This is a genomic window from Dendrosporobacter sp. 1207_IL3150 (genome assembly GCF_036763085.1).
GTDB lineage: Bacteria > Bacillota > Negativicutes > DSM-1736 > Dendrosporobacteraceae > JBAIYU01.
Genome location: NZ_JBAIYU010000032.1, coordinates 126,124 through 148,622, shown reverse-complemented (window position 1 = coordinate 148,622; position 22,499 = coordinate 126,124). Strand labels below are relative to the sequence as shown.

The following is a 22,499-nucleotide window of genomic DNA, read 5'->3' as shown; positions in this document are numbered from 1 at the left end:
AGTATTGCCAAAAGTCAAAAGGTCAAATATAATATAAACAAAGGTCAAAAGGTCAAATATTAGATTGGAAAGTTAGCAGGTGGTGTTATGAGTAATTTAGCTGACTTGATTGAAGAATATATTTTGCGAAGAATTTCATTAGAACAGAATAATATTGTAGTATTGCGCCGTAATGAAATTGCCGAAGAAATTGATTGTGCTCCATCCCAAATAAGCTATGTTCTTAGTACTCGATTTACCATTGAAAGAGGCTTTCTTGTTGAGTCAAGACGTGGTTCTGGTGGCTTCATACGTATTGCCCGAACCCCAATACAGAGTATTATTTATCATGATATTGCAAATCAGATTGACAATGACACTTCGCTAGAAGATATAACTGAAGTTGTTAGACATCTAGTCGCAAACAGCCTGATTAGTGGCAGGGAAGCGTCGCTTATAATGCAGATATCAGTTTTTATGTTTAAAAAAGCAGCACCGCAAGAGCGTGTCGGATTATTACGTTCAGTCTTTTTAAATTTGGCTGATTTCACATGAGGAGGAGTTTTAATGCTATGCGATGATTGCAAAAAGCGGCAGGCATGCGTACACATAACTAAAATAGCAAACAATCAAAAAATAGATAAGCATTTATGTGAGTACTGCGCTAAGGAAAGCGGAGACATGATTTTTTCTACTGACCATAAATTTTCTGTGCATGACTTTTTAAAAGGAATGTTTAGTAATAGTTTTGTAGAAGCTGCTCAGCCTAAAGTTGAAGCATGCGCTAACTGTGGGATGACTTATCGTGATTTTAGTAGGAACGGTAAAATTGGGTGCAGTACGTGCTATTCTACTTTTGGCAGCAAGCTTGAACCCCTTTTACGGCGAATTCACGGTTCCAGTACTCACACTGGTAAGATACCTAAAAGGTCAGGAGAATCTTTGGAAATTAGACAGCGTATTAAACGTATGAGACATGAATTGGAAAAGTACGTGGAAAAAGAAGAGTTTGAGAGCGCTGCGAAATTGCGTGATGAAATAAGACTATTAGAAAGAGAACTTAATGCTAAGGAGTAGGAGGGGAGATAAATGTCTTTAGAATATCTTTTGGATCAACCCCGGACTCCGTGGATGAATGGCGGAGGGCTGGATGGAGATATAGTATTATCAAGCCGTATCCGTTTGGCACGTAATGTTTGCGAATTGCCTTTCCCAAATAGAGCAACCTCTGAACAGCTTTCTCAAGTAGAAGCTAAAATACAGGAATCGCTAAGTGAGCTTAGGGCTGAAACTGATAGTAATTACTTATTTGTAGCACTTGATAAATTAACTTCGTTAGAGCGAAATGTGCTTGTTGAAAAACATATTATCAGTCCCAATCATGCCGCCCAACCTGAAAATCGAGCATTAGTTGTTAGTGATGATGCTACCGTATGCGTTATGATTAACGAGGAAGATCACTTACGAATACAGTGTATGTATCCCGGGTTAGAACTTTCTGATGCCTTGAAGCTAGCACATAAAATTGATGATATTCTTGAGGCTAAAATTGACTTTGCTTTCAGCGAACAAATTGGCTATCTTACTGCTTGCCCAACAAACCTAGGCACAGGGATAAGAGCCTCGGTGATGATGCATTTACCAGGTTTAGTATTTACAAGGCAAATTAATCGAATAGTTAATGCTGCTCCCCAATTAGGATTAGCTGTAAGGGGATTCTACGGAGAAGGCACTGAGGCTTCCGGCAATATATTTCAAATTTCTAATCAACTAACACTTGGATTTAGTGAAAACGAAATTATTGACAATCTTACTAGTGCTGTTAAACAGGTAATAAGTCATGAGCGAACAGCGCGTCAATCACTTTATAAGCATTCACCTGATGCATTAATTGATAAAGTTTGGCGAGCTTATGGAATTTTGCGTTATGCCAGAAGTATGTCAGGGCAGGAAGCTCTTGCGTTGTTAAGCGAACTAAGATTAGGTATTGACTTTAGAATAGTTGAAGATATTCGAGCGGATATATTCAACGAACTGCTGGTCACAACAAGACCGAACTACTTGCAAAAACTAGTTGGCAATGAAGAACTAAGCCAATCAGATTTAAATCGTTTGCGTGCGCAGTTAATTAGAGAATCATTAGAAAATACTGAAAAAGAATAACAAGGGGTGAATGACTATGTACAATAGATTTACTGGGAGAGCTATAAAAGTATTGGAGTTAGCCCAGCAAGAGGCTAAAAGATTAGGACACGGTTATGTTGGAACTGAACATTTACTACTTGGCTTGGTGCATGAAGGGGAAGGTGTTGCTGCTAAAGCTCTAGCTTCAATTAATATAAATTTAGCAGCAGTTCGTGCTCAAACTGAGGCACTGATCGGAAGGGGTAATACTACTACTGGTGAAGTAGGCTACACACCGCGTGCCAAGCAAGTAATGGAGCTTGCGGTAGAAGAAGCGAAAAATCTTGGTCATAATTACATCGGTACCGAGCACATCTTACTAGGGTTAGTGCGTGAAAACGAAGGTGTCGCTGGCCGGGTTTTAGCTAGTTTGGGCGCTGACTTAAACAGTGTTCGTCAAGTTGTTATTCAAATGTTAGGCGGTTTTGGCAATGCTGGGGCAGCACCTCAGTCAAAGCCGGGCAGCTCAAGACCAGAAGCGGCCAATGTAAATACGCCAACACTAAATGATTTTGGGCGTGATTTAAATGGATTGGCCCAAGAAGGAAAGATTGATCCTGTTGTTGGTCGGGACAATGAAATTGAAAGGGTAATCCAAATCCTGAGCAGAAGAACTAAAAATAATCCTGTTTTAATCGGTGAACCAGGTGTTGGTAAAACGGCAATAGCTGAAGGTTTAGCTCAACGAATTGTCCAAGGAACAGTACCTGATATTTTGCGATCGAAGCGGGTAGTATCACTAAATATGGCTTCAATGGTTGCTGGCTCAAAATACCGCGGTGAATTTGAGGAGCGTCTAAAGAAGGTAATGGAAGAAATAAGGGCAGCCGGAAATGTTATACTTTTCATTGATGAAATGCATACCTTAATTGGAGCTGGAGCTGCTGAAGGGGCAATAGATGCCGCTAATATATTAAAACCTGCTCTTGCCAGAGGCGAGCTGCAAGCTATTGGTGCAACAACTTTAAACGAATATAAAAAGCACATTGAAAAGGATGCCGCTTTAGAAAGAAGATTTCAACCGATTATCGTAGGTGAACCATCAATAGACGATGCGATAACTATTCTACGTGGGATACGCGATAAATACGAAGCATTCCATCGGGCACAAATCACTGATGAAGCAATTGAAGCTGCAGTTAAATTGTCACACCGCTATATTTCAGACCGCTTTTTGCCAGATAAAGCAATAGACTTAATGGATGAAGCTGCGTCACGTGTTCGTCTGCAGAGTTTTTCGGCACCAGACGATATACAGCAGACCGAGAAAAGGCTGGAAAAATTACGTGCTGAAAAAGAAGCTGCGATAACTGCACAGGAATATGAACGTGCCGCTCAATTGAGAGATGATGAAGCTCGATTAAAGGCCGAACTAGAAAGTAAACAAAAACAGTGGCGTGAACGTGAGACTAGTCGAAGTATAGTTACTGCTGATGACATTGCAAATGTGGTAGCGGCATGGACAGGTATACCACTTAAAAAGCTTGCCGCAGAAGAATCAGAAAGACTATTAAAACTCGAAGAAATAATTCATAATCGTGTTATTGGGCAGGAAGATGCTGTTAAAGCTGTGGCAAGGGCAGTCAGGAGAGCTCGTGCTGGGCTTAAAGATCCTAAACGCCCGATTGGCTCCTTTATATTTTTAGGACCGACAGGAGTTGGCAAAACTGAACTAGCAAGAGCTCTTGCAGAAGCACTTTTTGGCGACGAAACAGCGATGGTTCGACTTGATATGTCAGAATATATGGAGAAACATACAGTATCAAGGTTAGTAGGTGCTCCTCCCGGATATGTAGGTTATGAGGAGGGAGGACAGCTTACTGATATTATTCGCCGCAAACCATATTCTGTTATTTTGTTAGACGAAATTGAAAAAGCCCATTATGATGTATTTAACATTTTACTACAAGTACTTGAAGATGGGCGGCTAACAGACAGTCAGGGAAGAACAGTAGACTTTAAGAATACGGTAATAATTATGACTTCTAATGTTGGTGCTAAGCATTTGAAACAAGATACTGGAACTATGGGCTTTTTAGCTGGTACAAATGCAGATGATAGTGGACAGTCCGCTAAGGCAAAAGTATTGGATGAAGTTAAAAAAACTTTCCGGCCAGAATTTATAAACAGGGTTGATGAATTGATTGTTTTTAGCAGCCTAACTGATAATGAGCTTATTAAGATTGTTGATATAATGCTAAATGATGTTGCGAGACGTTTAGCTGACAGTGATATTAAGCTTGAGGTGACTGACAACGCGAAAACTGAACTGTTGAAAGTTGGACGTGACCATGCGTATGGGGCTAGACCTCTACGCAGAGCTATTCAAAAACAAGTTGAAGATGAGCTTGCCGAAATGATGCTCAGCCGTTCCGCACAGGCGGGAGATACGATAATTGTTGATACCGATGCTGATGATAAGTTAACCTTTTCGAAGAAAAACGTTTAAAATTAGATACTAGAATGCAGGAAAAAGCTGATAAATAACGAAAAGCACTCTACTTAGAGTGCTTTTCGTTATTAGCTGGGAAGGGGTATGTTTCATGGTTAAGAAGAAAACGGCCTTTTTCTGCCAGGAATGTGGTTATGATTCGCCAAAATGGCTGGGGAAATGCCCAGGGTGCGGTGCTTGGAATTCGATGACAGAAGAAGTAATGAAGTCCGAGCCAGCAAGAGGTGGATTAGCGTTAGGCCTATCAACTGGTCAATTACCGATTCCAATAGCCGAGGTAGCTGTTGATGATATGCCACGATTTGAAACTGGATCAGAGGAGCTTGATCGTGTACTAGGAGGAGGGGTAATCCCAGGTTCAATGGTACTAATAGTGGGGGATCCGGGAGTTGGCAAATCTAGCTTAACTTTGAAGATTTGTGCTCACATTGCCAAGAATCGTGGGAAAGTTTTATATGTTACGGGTGAGGAAAGTACTCGCCAAGTACGTCTCAGAGCAGATCGACTTAATGCAATTAACGAAAATTTATTTGTCCTGAGCGAGACAAATCTTGATATTATAGAACAGCAGGCAGCAAAATTAGCACCAGAACTTTTAGTGATTGATTCAATACAGACTGTATTTAGACCAGAACTGCAAAGTGCGCCTGGAAGTGTAAGTCAAGTTAGAGAAAGCGCGGTCCAATTACTACGATTAGCTAAAAATAATTCAATAGCAACATTTGTAGTTGGGCATGTAACCAAAGATGGGGCCTTGGCTGGACCTCGTGTGCTTGAGCACATAGTAGATACCGTCTTATATTTCGAAGGTGATCGCAACGCTCAATTTAGAGTTTTAAGGGCAGTAAAAAATCGCTTTGGCAGTACTAATGAGATTGGTTTGTTTGAAATGCGTGGTGAAGGTCTAGTGGATGTGCCGGATGCTTCTAAGTTATTTTTATCTGAAAGACCAATGGATGTACCTGGCAGTGTGGTAATTCCAACAGTCGAGGGAACTAGACCGTTATTAGTTGAAATTCAGGCTTTAGTGAGTGATTCGCCATTTATGCCACCAAGACGAACTTCAGACTACATCGATATAAAGCGTATTCAATTACTGCTAGCTGTGCTGGAAAAACGAGTAGGTTTGATGTTGGGAACATCTGACGTGTATGTGAAAATTGCTGGGGGAATAAAAGTAGAGGAACCTGCAGCAGATTTAGCACTTATTATGGCTTTAGTTTCGAGCTTCCGTAATAGGAACACAACTGCTAATACAGTAACCTTTGGGGAGGTTGGATTAGCAGGCGAAGTAAGAGCTGTGTCGCATGCTGAATCTCGAATCAGAGAAGCTGCGAAAATGGGTTTTAAGAGGATTATACTTCCCAAAGCCAATTTGAATAATCTGCCTAAAATTTCGGCGATTCAACTGACCGGAGTAGAAACAGTTATTGAGGCGCTTGAAGCAGGCTTAGATTAATTACCAGATAATTTTTACCTGATGATCAAGCCCGCTCGAATAGGTTATCTTCAAGTAGCAATACTAAAAATTAAACATGAATTAGTCTCAATTTATAAAACAATTTTTGTTAGATTATAAAAAGGTAGATGTTAGAAGGAATTCTTTTAAAATGGTTTAATTATTTAAGAATCTAAGAAGAATGTGGTAAAAGATTACTCTTATAGGGAACACTATTTTATATTATATACCGGCGGTGGAGGCCAGGAATAATGACAATGAATAAAGCACAAGAGCGTCTTTGGGATTCAAAGTTTATAAATATTATTAAATCATTGGCACCTGGAATGCCGCTAAGAGAAGGTTTGGAGAATATTCTACGAGCCAAGATGGGGGCACTTGTAGTAGTGGGTGATAATCCATCGATTATGGAAACAGTTGATGGTGGATTTTTCCTTAATACGGAATATACGCCTGCGGCAATTTATGAATTGGCAAAGATGGATGGTGCACTCATCCTTTCTCAGGATGCAAAAAAGATATTATATGCTAATGCTCAGTTAGTACCTGATTCGGCAATTAGTACATCTGAAACTGGTACAAGGCATCGGACTGCTGAAAGAGTAGCCAAGCAGACTGGGACGTTAGTCATTTCTATATCGCAGCGTAGAAACCTTATTTCCGTTTACGTAGGTCATATACGTTATATACTAAAAGATATTACCGTTATTTTAAACCGAGCCAATCAGGCACTTCAAACTTTTGAGAAATACCAAGCCGTACTTAAAAAAGGATTAACAAATCTAAATGCTCTCGAATTTGAGGATTTGGTAACTTTAGCGGATGTTGCTGGGCCTATCATTCGGGCAGAACAGGTAAGTAGGATTGCCAGAGAAATAGAACACAATATTATCGAATTGGGAACAGAGGGCCGTCTTGTAAGTATGCAAATGGAAGAAATAGTTTCCGATGAAGATGATATTTATTACTTAATAAAAGATTATTGCTTAAGTAATGATGACAAGACACATAATAATGTTCGATTTCAGTTGTCCACTTTGCCAGAAGAAAGCTTAGAGCCGTATACAGTGTGTCGTATCTTAGGTTTTGGAGTATCTGCTAATTCAATTGATGTTCCTGTTGTTCCTAGGGGGTACAGGCTGCTCCGGCGAATTCCTCGCTTACCCATGGCTGTAGTCGAAAATCTAGTGACAAGGTTCAAGACACTTCATCACATCTATAACGCAAGTATTTCTGAACTGGATGATGTGGAAGGTATTGGTGAAGTTAGAGCTAAATCAATAAAAGACGGTCTCAAGCGTCTGCGCGAACAGGCAGTGCTGGACCGTTATATGTAGAAAAAATAATTAATTATCAAGTTTAATATCTTTTTTAAACCGGGCGTAAGCCTGGTTTTCTTCTACTCGCACGACTTCGTACAATTTATTATCCTCAGATAGAACTTCGTCCCCAATGCTAACAACAAGGGGCACATACATTAGTTCAGCACCGCTTTGTTCATCAATTATTATATAGTAATCGTAAACTTTCTGTGGGGCCTGCTCAGGCTTTTGTTGTATTGATAAAAAATTTTGCAAAGGCAGCAGGTGCAGTGAACTAAAAGTCATAACTCCGATAAGAATTACTGCTCCCGCAATAAGTAAAAAGCGACGATTTATCATACTTAAGCCTCCTGCTTTACTTACGTTTCCGGCGGGAACTCCATAAATCTCTAAATTCATATTTAAAGAAATTGCTAAATTTACTCTTGGCTTCGTTCATACTGCCTGTACTTAAGAAAAGAAAAGCTGCAACGCCGACAACAAGAGCACCAGCTATATAAAGCATATCGCTGCTATAGGATTTTTCATCGCCAGCTCCTGCATACTCATCTTCTGCTTCTTGACCAGCCGGTGCTGCGGAAGCTGTTCCTTTTTGATTAGTTTTCAAAAAGCTAGGAACAACATCTGCAAATAAAGTAACACCTCTCTCAGCTGCCCCGAATGAATTGTACTGAGTTCCAACTTCTATTAGCATAGCACGCGGATTAAGGTCTTGGTTGTAGTTTCCGCGGGCAATAAAGATGCCGCGAATTAGACCTTTATATTTCGCATCAGCTGCCGCCTTAATTCTTTTGGCATAGTTCAAGGTAGTAGCCTTATTTTGATTTTGTCGACCTACTACTAGCATAACTTTAGCTACAGGTTCGCCGTTTATAGTGGTGCTATATGCTTTTAACGGAGCACTATCGCGATGAACATCGAAAAGCGCTACAGGTCTGTTTTCCATTAATTTTACGAAGGTTCGGCGTGAGCGCTGGTATGCATTTGCATCATGAGGCTCGTGGATAGTTTTACTGTGCTCAACCGTATAGCCAAGCTCTTCTAATCGCTTTTGAAAGACATCTCCAACTAGCATAATGCTTCCTTTGCCAGGTGTAGAAGATTTTCCGTCATGCGGGATATAAGATTCATCGGTATGAGTGTGATAAATACTGATAAGTTTAGGAGCATCAGCAGGTGCCTGCGCTGGGATCGCCGATGCCTCCATCGCTATATCGAATTCGGTGCCTAGAAATCTTGCTTTAGCTAGTGTTCCCTCTACAGCCGTTACTTCATAGAGACGATTTTCTTCGTTTATATATTGATCGCCGGGCTTAACGTTATACCCTGTCTGCATGATAATTTCGCCTGCATCATCAACAATAGTAACATAACCTGATTCTAGTTCGTCTCCCTCATAAGGAAGAAGATTAGCAAAACAGGCGGGGGGAGTACAGATAATGAGCAATGCTGTAAGAAAAGCTATTAAACGCATGAACACACCTCTTTACATCTATCGTTAGATGTATCATGTCCGCTAACTAGCTCATTTATGTAATAAAAAATGCAGCCCTAGGCTGCAAAAAAATTTAGTAGTTATAATTTAAGTTAGATGGAATACCCCTAATGTAGTTACGTTTTTACATTCTTGTTTCATAACTTCGGCTAGACTGAGTCCGCCTAAGTTGCATAAGGCCGTTAGATAAAAAATATTATGTCCTAGTTCCTTACTGATGATTTCTTGACAGTGATCACACGGTTTACCAGATAGGTGTGAAGACATGAATTTTTTTATGTCGCTGTATTCGGCATCTGATGGAATTTCCTGGCGTGACGCATTAACCTTTACACAGCCACATTCTGTCACAGCTTTGGCAAAGGCGCGATTAACACGGGCGGCCGATTCCTGGTATTTAGTTAGAATGTCTAGAACACTGCGGTGACGAATTAAGTAATCATCGACAGCGTTTTGAAAATCGATGCAGCATTTATCATTCACGGTGAACACCTCACTTTGAAATTATTATATCTACATAAAACCAACATTGTCAATGGTTGGTATTGAAAAACGATAATTGACAATAATCCTGCGACTGTGCTAAAATATTAAATTTTGACAGGAAAAAGCCTTTATGATATAATTTATTTTAGCGTCAGGAGGTGCTGCTATGTTGACTGTTGGGGATAGGGTAGTATACCCTATGCACGGTGCTGGTGTTATTGAAGGAATAGAAGAACACGAAGTAATGGGACAGCGGCAGCTCTATTTCATTCTTACCATGCCTTTTGGCGGTATGAAGGTTATGATACCGATGAATAATGTCGAGAATGTTGGCCTGCGTGAAGTAATTGGGCAACCAGAAGTTGAAAAAGTAATAGACATTTTAAAAACTCAACCTAGTCAATCTAATGGCAGTTGGAATAGAAGATTTAACGCAAACTTATTAAAAATAAAGAGCGGCAGCATCTATGAGGTTGCCGAAGTTGTGCGTAACTTGATACTACAAGATAGGGTAAAAAAGATTTCGACTGGTGAAAGAAGGCTCTTAGATACTGCTAGACAAATACTAGTAAGTGAGCTGGTATTAGCCTGTGATAAAGACGCTGAAAGTATCGAAGCGTGGGTATATGACTTACTAAAGGAAAATACGCCAGGCGACTGACGTATTTTTTTATTAATTATAGGATAAACTAAATATAGATTTCCACATTTTGGTGGAAACGCTTCCCTTTGTAAATTGCTATACCTAAATACGACAATGGGAGGGGGTGAGGGATTTGTTGGATAAGGTATTAAGATTTGTAATTACTCTTTTGACAGCAGTTGCTGGGCTAATGCTGGTTAAGTTAATTAACCCGTTTTTATCTTCAGTAATAAGTGCTGAATTTTTAAGAATGGGTTTGTTTGGGCTAACAATGACCACTATTTTATCGTTTTTGATAGGTGGAATCTTGGGTGGCGTTATTGGCTTTCTCGCAGCACCTTTTTTAATTAAACATTTATGGCAATTTACGTATTGGGTTGAAGCAAGATTAAATAAAATGCCAGTTTACGATGTGTTAGCTGGTTCGCTCGGGTTAGCTATTGGACTAATAATTGCTAATTTATTGGGTTCGGCTTTTTTACCTGTGCCTATTGTCGGAAGTTACGTACCAGGAGTCCTAAGTATCATTTTAGGTTATCTGGGTATTAATATTACTATACGTAAACGTGATGAATTATCAAGTTTGTTTGAGGTATTGCCTTGGATGGGTAAAGATAAACAAAAAGATAAAGCATCCGATAACTATCAATATAAAATTTTAGATACTAGTGTTATTATTGATGGACGTATAGCTGACATATGCAAAAGCGGTTTTATTGAAGGAACGTTAATAATTCCTGTCTTCGTATTGGAAGAACTACAGCATATTGCTGATTCTTCAGATTTATTAAAACGTAATCGCGGCCGACGTGGTTTAGATATTTTAAATCGTATTCAGAAGGAATTGGGTATGTACGTTAAAATCGATAATCGCGACTTTGATGATATTACAGAGGTAGATTCTAAACTAGTAAAGCTGGGTCAAGTTTTAAAAGCTAAAATTATTACTAATGATTATAATTTAAATAAGGTTTCTGAGCTTCAAGGGGTACCTGTGCTCAACATTAACGAGCTATCTAATGCAGTTAAACCTGTCGTGCTTCCTGGTGAGGATATGACAGTGCATGTTGTAAAGGATGGCAAGGAATTTGGGCAAGGTGTTGCTTACCTTGATGATGGCACGATGATTGTTGTTGATGGTGGCAAAAAACATATTGGTGAGACGATTGGAGTACTTGTTACTTCCGTACTTCAGACAGCAGCTGGCAGAATGATTTTTGCCAAACCAAAAGCAATGGAACGTGGGGCATAATAAAGCAAAAATCCGTACTCTTGGAGTACGGATTTTTTTTTGCTTCGTTATGGTATAGATTATACAGGTTTTATAGATGATTAACCGAATATATTCTGATTATAATACCAATTTATTATGAGAGTAGGGAAAAATATTGGTCACAGTTATTGTTGCTGCCGCAGGGCAAGGGAAAAGAATGGGTGCATCAATAAATAAGGTTTTGTTGCCACTTGCTGGACAGCCTGTTTTACAACATAGCCTAGAAACATTTTCGGCCTGTGCTGAAATAGATAATATGGTAATTGTAGTCGCAGCAGAAGAAGTTGAACAAGTTCAGAGAATGCTCAGTGCAGCGGAAAATTTAAAGCCATACACCGTGGTTGCTGGAGGTAGTGAAAGACAGTACTCAATAGCAAATGCATTAGCTGTTATATCAGAAAATACTGAAATCGTGCTTGTTCATGACGGGGCAAGACCTCTTATAACAACTAATACTATTAAGTGTGTTATAAAGGAGGCGCGGGAGCATGGAGCAGTTGTTGCGGCTGTACCTGTTAAAGATACAATAAAGACTGTCGGTGATGATGGATTTGTAAGAGAAACTCCAGATAGGAATGCACTTTGGGCTGTGCAAACACCGCAGGCTTTTAAATATTCTATTTTAAAAAGTGCTTATAAGTTTGCTGACAAGATGGGTTTTTTAGCTACAGACGATGCAGCATTGGTCGAGAAACTTGGTGTAAGAGTAAAGATAGTTAAAGGAAGCTATACTAACTTTAAAATAACTACACCAGAAGATATGGCTTTTGCGGATGTAATTACAAAACGAGGAAGTGACAGCAATATGGTTAGATTTGGGATGGGCTACGACGTACATAGACTTGTTGAAGGTCGTAAGCTTATACTTGGTGGTGTTGACGTACCGCATACTCATGGTCTGCTGGGGCATTCTGATGCAGATGTTTTGCTGCATGCTATTAAAGACGCTTTGCTTGGAGCTGCTGGACTAGGAGATATCGGTCGTCATTTTCCTGATAGCGATGACAGCTATAAGGGCATATCAAGTCTTCTGTTGTTAGGAAGAGTTAAAGAAATAATCGGTGAGCATGGATATGCCGTAAATAATATAGACGCAACTATTGTTGCCGAGAAGCCGAAGTTAGCACCGTTCATTTCTGAAATGAATAGTAATATTGCTAAAGTGTTAGGGGTAGAAGTGAGTAGAGTTAATGTTAAAGCAACAACTACTGAAGGATTGGGCTTTGCAGGTCAAAAAGAAGGTATTGCAGCATACGCAGTTGCATCAATCAAGTGATACTTAACGCTCGCCTGCGCTATGGGTATAGCGTGCTTGTTCATCGGATAAATCATAATTAAACCGTATAAAACGCAAATAAGGACATATATTATAGATAAATCCTATACAAGCTAGATTTAGGAAATTTGTCTTAAGTGGCTGGAGGTGCTTTTATGCGAAAGTTTTTATGTGTATTTTTGTTAGTTGCAGTTTTCGTTTGGCCAGTCACAGTGTCTGCAGCTAGTTTTAGAATAAATGTAAGTATCGCTAAGCAAGATGATGGCAGTACACTGGGAGAATTATGGTATAACGAAAAAGTTGTCTGGAGACTAGCATTTTCACCCGATGGTGCACAGCCGGCCTCTACTAGCAGCAGCGCGCCTACTACAGTTGTGACTCCAGATATTGTAAATGGATTCTTTGTGTTTAAGGTAAAATAGGATACTGCTAGAATCAAAAGTAAAGCCTAGGTAATAGGTTTTTCAACAGACTGAGTAAAGAAAACTTGGCGTAGGCCAAGTTTTCTTTACATCAATGGGAAAAATCTGCTAGAATAGACCATGCAGAAATATTTTGGAGGGTTGAACATGTCAGAACAAGTAAGGGTGCGGTTTGCTCCTAGTCCTACCGGCCCGTTTCATATTGGCGGTGCCCGATCCGCATTGTTCAACTGGCTAATTGCCCAGAAATGCGGCGGTAAGCTGGTTTTAAGAGTAGAAGATACCGATCTAGAGCGTTCGACTAAAGAATCAGAGGAAAACATTAAAAAAGCATTGCTATGGTTAGGGCTAAATTGGGATGAGGGTGTAGATGCAGGAGGTTCTTACGGTCCTTATCGACAAACTGAACGTCTTGATATTTATAAACAATATACAGATAAACTATTATCCGAAGGCAAGGCGTACTACTGTTATTGTACCGAAGAAGAATTAGATGCTGAGCGTCAGGCATTAATGGCAGAAGGCAAAACCCCATGTTATCAAGGAAGATGCCGTAATATTTCAGAGACTGAAAAAGCCGAATTTATTGCAGCAGGCCGTAGAGCTACAGTTAGATTTCACGTTCCGGAGAACCAACAAATTATATTTAAGGATTTAGTACGTGATACAGTCAGCTTTGATTCAAACGGTGTTGGTGATTTCGTCATTGTAAAATCAGATGGTATTCCTGTCTATAATTATGCGGTAGTTATAGATGATTCAACTATGCATATAACACATGTTATTAGAGCGGAAGAGCATCTGTCGAATACTCCGCGTCAGGTACTGCTTTATGAAGCATTAGGCTTTAAGATACCGCAGTTTGGCCATATTTCACTAATATTAGGTAAAGATCGGACTAAAATGAGTAAGCGCCATGGTGCTACGTCCGTAGATCAATATAGAAAACTAGGCTACTTGCCTGAGGCTATTGTTAACTTCTTGGCACTATTAGGTTGGGCTCCGAACAGTGAACAGGAAATTTTCACTTTGGACGAACTTATAAATGAGTTTTCGATGGATAGAGTTGCTAAAAATCCAGCAGTTTTTGACATCGATAAACTAAATTGGATTAATTCTCATTATATGAAAAAGCTTTCCCCAGCTCAAGTTACTGAATTGGCATTACCGCATCTAGTTGAAGCAGGATATATTCAAGAAACTATGTCTCAAGAGGAAAAAGATAATCTAATTCAATTTGTCGGCACTATTCAAGAGCATCTAAGCTACGCTGCCCAAGTGGTTGATCATGTGGATGTTTACTTTAATGACAACGTTGAGTTTGAAAATGATGAAGCAAAACAGGTATTACAAGATGCTGAAATTCCACAAGTTATGAATAGTTTTATGAATAAATTATCCGAATTAGAAGAATTAAGTGCTAATGCAGTACAGTCAATCCTGAAAAGCATTACTAAAGAATTAAAGGTTGGCGGTAAGAAGGTGTATATGCCGGTACGTGTTGCTATAACCGGTAAAATGCACGGTCCGGATCTCGGCCAGTTTATCACCATCATTGGCAAAGAACGTACTTTATCGCGGCTTGCTTCGACATTAACTAAAATTAATTGACACTGTTAGTTCCCCTTAGTATAATCTTGCATATGATATAAACAAATGCGTTGATTGGGAGAGTATGCGGTAGTTTGCCCTTCAGAGAGATGTCGCCATTGGCTGAGAGCGATATCGGGATAAGATCGCAGAAATGCACCCATGAGCAGACTGGCTGAAAGTTAGTAGGTTAGTTCGGCAGCAGCCGTTATCTGCATTCGAGTGAGGTAATTTTACCTAAACAGAGTGGAACCACGGACCACCGTCTCTGTAAGAGATGGTGGTCTTTTGCTGTCCTTTGGAAGGTTTTTCTTTTAAAAAAACGTCTTTTAATTATGGTAGGGGGGATTATTGTGTTTGGGAGAATAAAGAGAGATATTGATGTCATATTTGACCGTGATCCTGCAGCTAAAAGTGTTTGGGAAGTACTGCTGTGTTATCCTGGTTTGCACGCTATTTGGCTTCATCGAATTGCACACTACTTTTTTAAACGCGGTTGGGTAATACTACCTAGGATGATTTCAAATTTAGGCAGATTCTTAACTGGAATAGAGATACATCCGGGAGCTACAATAGGCGAAGGCTTGTTTATTGACCACGGTACCGGTGTTGTTATAGGTGAAACTGCAGAGGTTGGTGACAATGTTACCCTTTACCAAGGTGTTACACTTGGGGGGACTGGCAAAGAAAAAGGTAAGAGGCATCCAACTGTTGGGAATAATGTAGTAGTTGCCAGTGGAGCGAAGGTATTGGGTTCTTTTAAGGTTGGTGATGGTTCTAAAATTGGTGCAGGCTCTGTTGTTCTTAAAGAAGTGCCATCATATTCAACGGTAGTGGGTATTCCGGGAAAAGTAGTATGTATGAACGGTGAAAAAGTAAATCGAATTGATTTGGAGCACAACCTATTGCCTGATCCAGAGATGGAAATGATAATGTGTCTGCAGCGTACAATTCTTAAACTTGAGGATAGAATTACGCGGCTAGAAGAGGAGCTGAAGAAAACAAATGACGGTAAGAGTTTATAATACCTTAACTAAGCAAAAAGAAGAATTTGTTCCCCGTGAACCAGGTAAAGTTAGTATGTATGTATGCGGTGTAACCCCTTATAATCACCCTCATATTGGGAATGCGCGTCCTTTTATAACGTGGGATGTTATAAAACGCTACATGGAAAAAAGAGGCTATAAAGTACATCATATCCAAAACTTTACCGATATTGACGATAAAATTATTAAGACCGCAAACAGCGAAGGTGTATCTTGGGATGTTATTGCCAATCGTTACATAAAAGCCTATTTCGAAGTTATGGATAAACTCAATATTCGACGTGCTGATAGTTATCCTCTGGTTTCCGAACATATATCCGAGATAATTGCAATGGTTAAAACTTTAGAAGATAAAGGCTATGCTTATGAAGTTGATGGCGATGTCTACTACAGTGTAGAAAAATTTAATGGCTACGGTAAACTTAGCGGACGTAGTTTAGAAGATATGAAGGCCGGTGCCCGGGTTGATGTTGATGATCGGAAAGATCATCCAATGGACTTCGCACTATGGAAGAGTGCAAAACCGGGAGAGCCTTCGTGGGAAAGCCCTTGGGGACCTGGGCGACCTGGATGGCATATCGAATGTTCGGCAATGTCGCTTAAATACCTAGGTGAAAGTTTTGATTTTCATGGTGGTGGCAGCGATCTAATATTTCCTCATCACGAAAATGAAATAGCACAATCTGAAGCCTGTACCGGTTGCTCGCCGTTTGTCCATTATTGGCTGCACAATGGGTTTATTACAGTTAATGAAGAGAAAATGAGTAAATCACTTGGCAATTTCTTTATGGTTAAAGATATCTTAGCTCATTATCCTGCAGAAGTGCTTCGCTACTTTATCATTGCTACCCACTATCGCAGTCCGCTGGATTTTAGTGACGAAAGGCTCTCGGAGGCTGGTAAGAGTCTTGAGAGACTTCGCACTGCAGTAGAAACTTGTCATGAACTTGATAAACAAAAAGATGGCGGACGCAGCGAACAAAGTATAATTCTGCTTCAAGCCGCTCAGCAAGCTAAAAGTGAGTTCTATGCTGCGATGGATGATGATTTTAATTCAGCACTGGCCATAAGTAGTATGTTTGGTCTTGCAAAGGAAATTAATGTTTACTATAGTGTCGTTGCTTCCGGGAAAATAGCTCACGATACAGCAGCCTACACTGAGGCCAAGGATGTTTACTTTGAGATGGCTGATATATTGGGGATTCTAGTGCAGGAAAGAGCGGGAAAACTCGAAGACAGCGATAGTTTAGTAAATCCACTTATGGATTTAATTATCGAATTGCGTCAGCAAGCGCGGAAGCAGAAGGATTGGGCTACTGCAGATAAAATTCGCGATCAGCTTAGTGCCATCGGCATAGTTTTAGAGGATTCTCCACAAGGCGTAAGGTGGAAAAAGCGATGAATTTTGAGCATTTTAAGTTTTTGATAGAAAATACATTTAAGCAGGGCACTGACGTTGAAGGTGCCCTGCCTGCTAAATATAAGGACATACCAGTGGAACGTTTGCATCCTTTAGTATTGGCTTATATCGGCGATGCTTATTTTACGCTGTTTATTAGGACAAGACTGTTGTCTTATGAACAAAATAAGGTTAGGATACTGCATACCTTCGATGCTAAGATAGTATCTGCTGCTATGCAGGCGGTGGGTTATAAAGGTATCGAGGAGATATTATCAGAAGAGGAAATTGCCGTAGTACGACGCGGGCGTAATGCTAAATCTAATGTGCCCAAAAGTGCAACAATAAGCGAGTATCGCTATAGTACAGGCTTTGAATCACTTCTTGGTTATCTTTATCTTAGCGAAAAATTTGATCGGTTAGCAGAAATTGCCGAAAAAGCGTTTGTTGTTATTTCCCGGGAAATGACAAATACAGATAAAAAAATCAAATGCTAGGTGGGGAGAAAATGAAGGTAAATTTGGTTTGGCATACGCCAGAACCTCAAAGAGTGGTTGCAATGTCTGCGCGTTTATGCTATTCCCCAGTTGGGGCGGAACAGTTAGCTGAATCGATGACTGAAGAGCAAACTGCAAAATTAGTGCAAAAGATTGTCGATCTTGGCCATTTATCGACTTTAGAGCATGTAAGTTTTACCTTCGCAATTGAGGGTGTATCTCGGGTGTTAACTCATCAACTAGTACGACATCGTATAGCTTCGTACTCTCAACAGTCACAGCGATATGTAAGTGAGCATGATTTTGAATATATAGTTCCTAATTCAATTGCGGCTAATCCTGAAGCGTACGATAAGTATCACCAACTCATGGATAATATACGCAATACTTATGATGAACTAATCTCTATGGGGGTTCATAAAGAGGATGCGCGTTATTGTTTGTCTAATGCAACAGAAACTAAAATTGTTGTTACAATGAATGCTAGAGCGTTACTTAATTTCTTTACGCTGCGCTGTTGTGAACGTGCTCAGTGGGAAATCAGGCAGATGGCTGAAATGATGTTAGAGCAAGTTAGACATGCGGCACCGCTTTTATTCAAAAAAGCAGGACCGACTTGTGTCTCTGAAGGGTATTGTGGTGAAGGGGCTATGACTTGTGGGCGCTTAGCAGAAATATTGCGCAATTCTCGGTAGGCCAATTATATTAGGAATTTAATATTGTCTCTTTAAAACCGGGAATATCCCGGTTTTATCTATAGGCGTGCATGGCAGTCTTTAGCATAACAGGCGGCAGTGATATCCTCCGCTACGGACGCTCGCTACGCCGTTACCGCCAGCAAAGCTGGCGACGGCTGTGCTCGCAAGTCCCGCAGAAGATATCACCGCCGCCTGTTAGCCGTAGTAATAAAAGATTAAACATAAAACCATAAACCCATAAACCCAATAAAACCCCGCGACCCCTCTGCGCCCTCTGTGTACTCTGCGGTTCAAAAAATCATCACATCGCGTTCACTTTGCGTAGTTTGCGCCTTTGCGGTTAAACGTAAATCAAATAACTTCGTGTCCCCTTTGAGTACTTCGAGTACTTTGCGTTAAACAGCATTCACAATTAATCTACTATACATAATTGGTTCCTAATTGGAAAAAATATAATAGCCTAATGGCTTAGGAGGATTTTATAAATGAGTGAGTCATCTGAAATTATTGTTGGTCGTAATAGTGTTATGGAAGCTCTAAAGAGCGGCCGTTCGATTAATAAGATTTTTATAGCTAAGGGTGAACGGCAAGGATCTGTTAAGGAAATTATTGGATTTGCAAAGGACAACGGGTTAATTGTACAAGAAGTTGAAATGAAAAAACTTGACGAGTTAGCCAAAGGCATGAGGCATCAAAGCATACTTGCGTTTGCAGCACCAGTTGAGTACGTAGAAGTTGAGGATATCTTAGCTCAGGCTCAAGAAAAAGGACAAGCCCCATTTATAGTATTACTTGACGAATTAGAGGACCCCCATAATTTAGGAGCTATTTTGAGAACGGCAGATGCAGCTGGTGTTCATGGTGTTCTTATACCAAAAAGGCGTAGTTGCCCTCTGTCAGCGACAGTTGCCAAGACCTCGGCAGGGGCGGTTGAGTATGTTCCTGTTGCTCGAATTGGGAATGTGGCTCATACACTTAAAGATCTAAAAAAACAGGGGCTTTGGGTAGTTGGAGCCGATATGGACGGAGATAAAGATTACTATGAGGCTGATTTAACCGGTCCGATGGTTGTTGTTGTCGGCAGTGAGGGTAAAGGATTAGGCAGACTTACTAAGGAACATTGTGATTTCTTGGTCCGTATACCGATGAGAGGAAAAATCAATTCACTTAACGCATCTGTGGCATGTTCGCTTTTATTATATGAGTCCTTAAAACAGCGGGAGATGAAGGCTAAATGACGAAACGATGGCTGCTGGGAGTAGTATGTATCTTAGTGATTACTAGTGGTATTTTTACTTGGTATGCAGCAAAAACATTCTATAATAACAAGGTGTTTGCAGGTGTTGCCGTTGAAGGCGTAGAGATAGGCGGCAGAAGTAAAGAGGAAGTTGCCCAGATTTTAGAGGTTTGGCAAAAGGAGCATCAGGCGAAAAGTATTAGTGTATACTATGGTGATACTTTCTTTAGAATCGACTCAAAGAGTATTGAATTCGATTTTGATGTGGAATCTACAGTTGAAGAGGTTTGGACTTATGGGCGGCGTGGATCTATCTTGGAAAGAATAAAAAATATTTATGCTGCTGAGAATCAGGGCTACCGTATTCCTATACGAGTGAAGTATAATGAAAGCAAGCTGAATCATCTTGTGGATCAATGGCGGGAGTCAATCGAACGGCCGCCCCGTAATGCGGCCTTTAGTCTTATAACAGGAGGAATAGTTCCTCAGGAGCAAGGGCGCAAACTAGAGGTTGAAGTGCTGCGTCCAATGGTATTACAGGCGTTAAAAAAGCCTGATGTAAGTAGTATGCCTATGCCTGTTACGCCTCTTTATCCTGCTATAACTGTTAGTGATATTAATCGGACAGGCATACGAGAAGTTTTAGCTAATTATACTACTAAATTTAATCCCAAAGACGTCAACCGCAGTGCCAATATTAAATTAGCAGCAAATAAGATAAATGGTCATATCGTTTATCCGGGCCAAGCTTTTTCCTTTAATGAAATAGTAGGGCCGAGGGAAAAAAGTTACGGCTTTAAAGAAGCAATGGAATTAGTAGATGGGGAATTAGTTCCAGGAGTAGGTGGCGGAATATGTCAAGTGTCTTCTACTTTGTATAATGCTGTTTTGCTAGCTGATTTGACTGTGGTCGAGCGATACAATCATTCGAAGCCATTAGGGTATGTAGCTCTTGGAAGAGATGCAACTGTTGTTTTTGGTGCATTGGATTTTAGATTTGAAAATAATACAAATTCGCCGATAATGATCATGGCAGAGGTTAACGGTGATAAGCTGGTGGTAGGGGTGTGTGGACAAGAACGTCTAATGTCAACTGTAGAGTTGATTTCATCTGACCAGCGTCTAATTCCCCCAGCTGTAATAAAAAAGCAGGATGCTACAATGTATCTAGGGGAAACGAAGATTGATAGACAAGGTAAACCTGGATATGAAGTAACTACAATGCGAATTGTTCGTTCGCAAGGGCGGGAAATAAAAAGAGAAGTGTTATCAAAAGATCAATACTTACCTGATAATACTGTTGTGAAAGTTGGGACGCAGATTCCTTCATTTGTACTTGATAGATAGCCGATTTACGGCATAGTGGGGAGAAAGTTCAGTATGAAGTCGATTCGCCAAGATTATCTTCTGGTCGATGGCTATAATATTATAAATGCTTGGCCGGAACTAATTGCACTTAAAGATGATTTAGAATATGCGCGCGATAAATTAATTGAGATTATGGCCCATTATGGAGCTTTTAGAGATTATAAGGTTATAGTTGTTTTTGATGCCCATTTTTCTGCAGGTGGTGAAGTTGAGCGTAAGGTTGTAAGGGGACTTACGGTTGTCTACACTGAGGAAGGTGAAACTGCTGATAGTTTTATTGAGAAAAAGGCTTACGCTCTTGTGCGCTACGGGGAAAAGGTTTTTGTAGCAACATCAGATTGTGCTGAACAAATGCTGGTACTAGGTGCCGGTGCATTTCGTATGTCGGCTCGTGAACTACTAAGAGATGTTAAACGGATTAACAAAGCAATCGGAGATCGCTATACAGAAAATATCCAAAGCTATCGCAGACATGAATTGGAAAATCGCCTCAATGATGATGTTGTTAAACGTCTAGATGATATAAGGCACGGTAGATTAAAGTAGGGCAGCTGTATGTGGTAACAAAAGGATAAGGACAAGTTTGGCTTGACTACCGTATCTGCCCTGGGGTATAATTTGCTTTGAAGAAACATCAGTATATTAACTTAGTATAAAACAAGCGCTTTAGCGCGTTTTCTTTTTGTATTGTTAAATAAGGTGTTGAAATTTAAGTGTTTCTCGTTACCTAATTACTCGGGTAGCTAGATAATAAATCTCTAAAGTTGGACTAGCTAAAGTCCTAAGCCAATCTGAGGAATGAGGAGGCGATGCAATGCGGTTTAATACTCAATGCGATTTATACAGTGGTTTTGAGAACATGACTGATGAAGAAATAGTGGCTGATGCCAAAGATAATGACAATACAGTCGCGCTGGATTATTTGATCAATAAATACCGCAACTTCGTTCGAGCTAAGGCTAGATCATACTTTTTGATTGGTGCTGACCGTGAAGATATTATTCAAGAAGGAATGATTGGTTTATATAAAGCCATTAGAGATTTCCGCAATGATAAGTTATCTTCCTTTCGCGCTTTCGCCGAGCTTTGTGTTACTAGACAGATAATTACAGCTATTAAGACTGCTACCAGGCAAAAACATATTCCGTTGAACTCATATGTATCATTAAATAAACCTATCTATGATGAAGATTCTGATCGTACTTTGCTTGATGTATTGTCAGGTTCAAAGATTTCTGATCCTGAAGAACTTGTGATCAGCCGAGAAGAGTTTATTGATATCGAAGCAAAAATGGGTCAAATTCTAAGTGATTTAGAGTGGAAAGTGCTAATGTCCTACCTTGATGGAAAATCATATCAGGAGATAGCAGTCGAATTAGAGCGTCATGTCAAGTCAATTGACAATGCGTTGCAGCGTGTAAAGCGCAAGTTAGAGCGATATCTTGATAATCGCGGTGAAGATAACGAAATACGCGGTGTCTATAAAGGTCTAACTGGATTAAATAGAGAATTGCATGAATTATGTGATTGCCTAGATGGCGACGATTAATAAACATCCGTGAGGATGTTTTTTCTTTTTTATCAAGATTTGCCTGTGGAAAAGGAAATAAACTTGGTTTCAGCGTATTGGGTAATTTGAGGGTATTAGGTACAAAATAATGGTTATTAATTGT

22 protein-coding genes, 1 pseudogene and 1 other annotated feature are annotated in these 22,499 nt (G+C 40.0%); of the genes and pseudogenes, 20 read left to right on the top strand and 3 right to left on the bottom strand.

Annotation, left to right across the window (positions count from 1 at the left end; all coding sequences use genetic code 11):
- Positions 1–87 precede the first annotated feature (87 nt).
- From V6C17_RS15760 to disA, 6 genes are all read left to right on the top strand, one after another.
- Complete coding sequence (locus V6C17_RS15760) at positions 88–534, top strand: CtsR family transcriptional regulator (protein WP_333523535.1); 447 nt, start codon at positions 88–90, stop codon at positions 532–534.
- Positions 535–546: 12 nt separating this feature from the next.
- Entirely contained in the window at positions 547–1,056 is a 510-nt protein-coding gene (locus tag V6C17_RS15755) for a UvrB/UvrC motif-containing protein (RefSeq protein ID WP_333523534.1), read from the top strand.
- Positions 1,057–1,068: 12 nt separating this feature from the next.
- Positions 1,069–2,142 (top strand): protein arginine kinase, encoded by a 1,074-nt coding sequence (locus V6C17_RS15750; protein WP_333523533.1) that lies wholly within the window; start codon positions 1,069–1,071, stop codon positions 2,140–2,142.
- Positions 2,143–2,158: 16 nt separating this feature from the next.
- The gene (locus V6C17_RS15745; RefSeq protein WP_333523532.1) at positions 2,159–4,612 is read left to right on the top strand and encodes an ATP-dependent Clp protease ATP-binding subunit; all 2,454 of its coding nucleotides are present in this window, start codon (positions 2,159–2,161) and stop codon (positions 4,610–4,612) included.
- 94 nt (positions 4,613–4,706) lie between these two features.
- The gene (gene radA / locus V6C17_RS15740; RefSeq protein WP_333523531.1) at positions 4,707–6,074 is read left to right on the top strand and encodes a DNA repair protein RadA; all 1,368 of its coding nucleotides are present in this window, start codon (positions 4,707–4,709) and stop codon (positions 6,072–6,074) included.
- Positions 6,075–6,325: 251 nt separating this feature from the next.
- Complete coding sequence (gene disA / locus V6C17_RS15735; protein WP_333523530.1) at positions 6,326–7,411, top strand: DNA integrity scanning diadenylate cyclase DisA; 1,086 nt, start codon at positions 6,326–6,328, stop codon at positions 7,409–7,411.
- A 9-nt stretch (positions 7,412–7,420) separates the two neighbouring features.
- Here the strand turns inward: disA and V6C17_RS15730 are convergent, their stop codons facing one another.
- The 3 genes from V6C17_RS15730 to V6C17_RS15720 form a co-directional block, all read right to left on the bottom strand.
- On the bottom strand, positions 7,421–7,735 hold the full coding sequence (locus V6C17_RS15730; protein WP_333523529.1) for a stage II sporulation protein P: 315 nt from the start codon (positions 7,733–7,735) through the stop codon (positions 7,421–7,423).
- A gap of 16 nt (positions 7,736–7,751) precedes the next feature.
- Positions 7,752–8,870 carry a stage II sporulation protein P gene (spoIIP, locus tag V6C17_RS15725; RefSeq protein WP_333523528.1) on the bottom strand — a complete coding sequence of 373 codons (1,119 nt, stop codon included), beginning with the start codon at positions 8,868–8,870 and terminating at the stop codon, positions 7,752–7,754.
- A gap of 108 nt (positions 8,871–8,978) precedes the next feature.
- Entirely contained in the window at positions 8,979–9,374 is a 396-nt protein-coding gene (locus V6C17_RS15720) for a DUF1573 domain-containing protein (RefSeq protein WP_333523527.1), read from the bottom strand.
- A gap of 169 nt (positions 9,375–9,543) precedes the next feature.
- On the opposite strand from V6C17_RS15720, the gene V6C17_RS15715 reads away from it, so the two are divergent.
- The 14 genes and pseudogenes from V6C17_RS15715 to sigH all read left to right on the top strand — a co-directional run bounded on the left by V6C17_RS15715 (position 9,544) and on the right by sigH (position 22,375).
- A complete protein-coding gene (locus V6C17_RS15715; protein ID WP_333523526.1) occupies positions 9,544–10,038 on the top strand; it encodes a CarD family transcriptional regulator in 495 nt (164 codons plus the stop codon).
- 115 nt (positions 10,039–10,153) lie between these two features.
- On the top strand, positions 10,154–11,272 hold the full coding sequence (locus V6C17_RS15710) for a PIN/TRAM domain-containing protein (protein ID WP_333523525.1): 1,119 nt from the start codon (positions 10,154–10,156) through the stop codon (positions 11,270–11,272).
- 136 nt (positions 11,273–11,408) lie between these two features.
- A pseudogene (gene ispD / locus V6C17_RS16010) lies at positions 11,409–12,068 on the top strand (2-C-methyl-D-erythritol 4-phosphate cytidylyltransferase); the annotation flags it as partial.
- Positions 12,069–12,098: 30 nt separating this feature from the next.
- A complete protein-coding gene (gene ispF / locus V6C17_RS16005) occupies positions 12,099–12,569 on the top strand; it encodes a 2-C-methyl-D-erythritol 2,4-cyclodiphosphate synthase (protein WP_442891520.1) in 471 nt (156 codons plus the stop codon).
- Between the two features lie 155 nt (positions 12,570–12,724).
- Positions 12,725–12,991, top strand: coding sequence for a hypothetical protein (locus tag V6C17_RS15700; protein ID WP_333523523.1), 267 nt, complete (start codon positions 12,725–12,727; stop codon positions 12,989–12,991).
- A gap of 147 nt (positions 12,992–13,138) precedes the next feature.
- A complete protein-coding gene (gene gltX / locus V6C17_RS15695) occupies positions 13,139–14,602 on the top strand; it encodes a glutamate--tRNA ligase (protein WP_333523522.1) in 1,464 nt (487 codons plus the stop codon).
- A gap of 41 nt (positions 14,603–14,643) precedes the next feature.
- Positions 14,644–14,854, top strand: a binding site (T-box leader).
- Between the two features lie 80 nt (positions 14,855–14,934).
- Positions 14,935–15,606, top strand: a complete 672-nt coding sequence (cysE, locus tag V6C17_RS15690) for a serine O-acetyltransferase (RefSeq protein WP_333523521.1) — start codon at positions 14,935–14,937, stop codon at positions 15,604–15,606.
- Positions 15,587–17,029, top strand: a complete 1,443-nt coding sequence (gene cysS, locus V6C17_RS15685; RefSeq protein ID WP_333523520.1) for a cysteine--tRNA ligase — start codon at positions 15,587–15,589, stop codon at positions 17,027–17,029. The genes cysE and cysS overlap by 20 nt, the downstream gene beginning before the upstream one ends.
- Positions 17,026–17,523, top strand: a complete 498-nt coding sequence (locus V6C17_RS15680; protein WP_333523519.1) for a Mini-ribonuclease 3 — start codon at positions 17,026–17,028, stop codon at positions 17,521–17,523. The genes cysS and V6C17_RS15680 overlap by 4 nt, the downstream gene beginning before the upstream one ends.
- Positions 17,524–17,534: 11 nt before the next feature.
- The gene (gene thyX, locus V6C17_RS15675) at positions 17,535–18,218 is read left to right on the top strand and encodes an FAD-dependent thymidylate synthase (RefSeq protein WP_333523518.1); all 684 of its coding nucleotides are present in this window, start codon (positions 17,535–17,537) and stop codon (positions 18,216–18,218) included.
- 488 nt (positions 18,219–18,706) lie between these two features.
- Positions 18,707–19,459, top strand: a complete 753-nt coding sequence (gene rlmB / locus V6C17_RS15670; protein ID WP_333523517.1) for a 23S rRNA (guanosine(2251)-2'-O)-methyltransferase RlmB — start codon at positions 18,707–18,709, stop codon at positions 19,457–19,459.
- Complete coding sequence (locus tag V6C17_RS15665) at positions 19,456–20,805, top strand: VanW family protein (RefSeq protein ID WP_333523516.1); 1,350 nt, start codon at positions 19,456–19,458, stop codon at positions 20,803–20,805. The genes rlmB and V6C17_RS15665 overlap by 4 nt, the downstream gene beginning before the upstream one ends.
- Before the next feature lie 33 nt (positions 20,806–20,838).
- Entirely contained in the window at positions 20,839–21,372 is a 534-nt protein-coding gene (locus V6C17_RS15660) for an NYN domain-containing protein (RefSeq protein WP_333523515.1), read from the top strand.
- A gap of 268 nt (positions 21,373–21,640) precedes the next feature.
- On the top strand, positions 21,641–22,375 hold the full coding sequence (gene sigH / locus V6C17_RS15655; protein WP_333523514.1) for an RNA polymerase sporulation sigma factor SigH: 735 nt from the start codon (positions 21,641–21,643) through the stop codon (positions 22,373–22,375).
- Positions 22,376–22,499 lie beyond the last annotated feature (124 nt).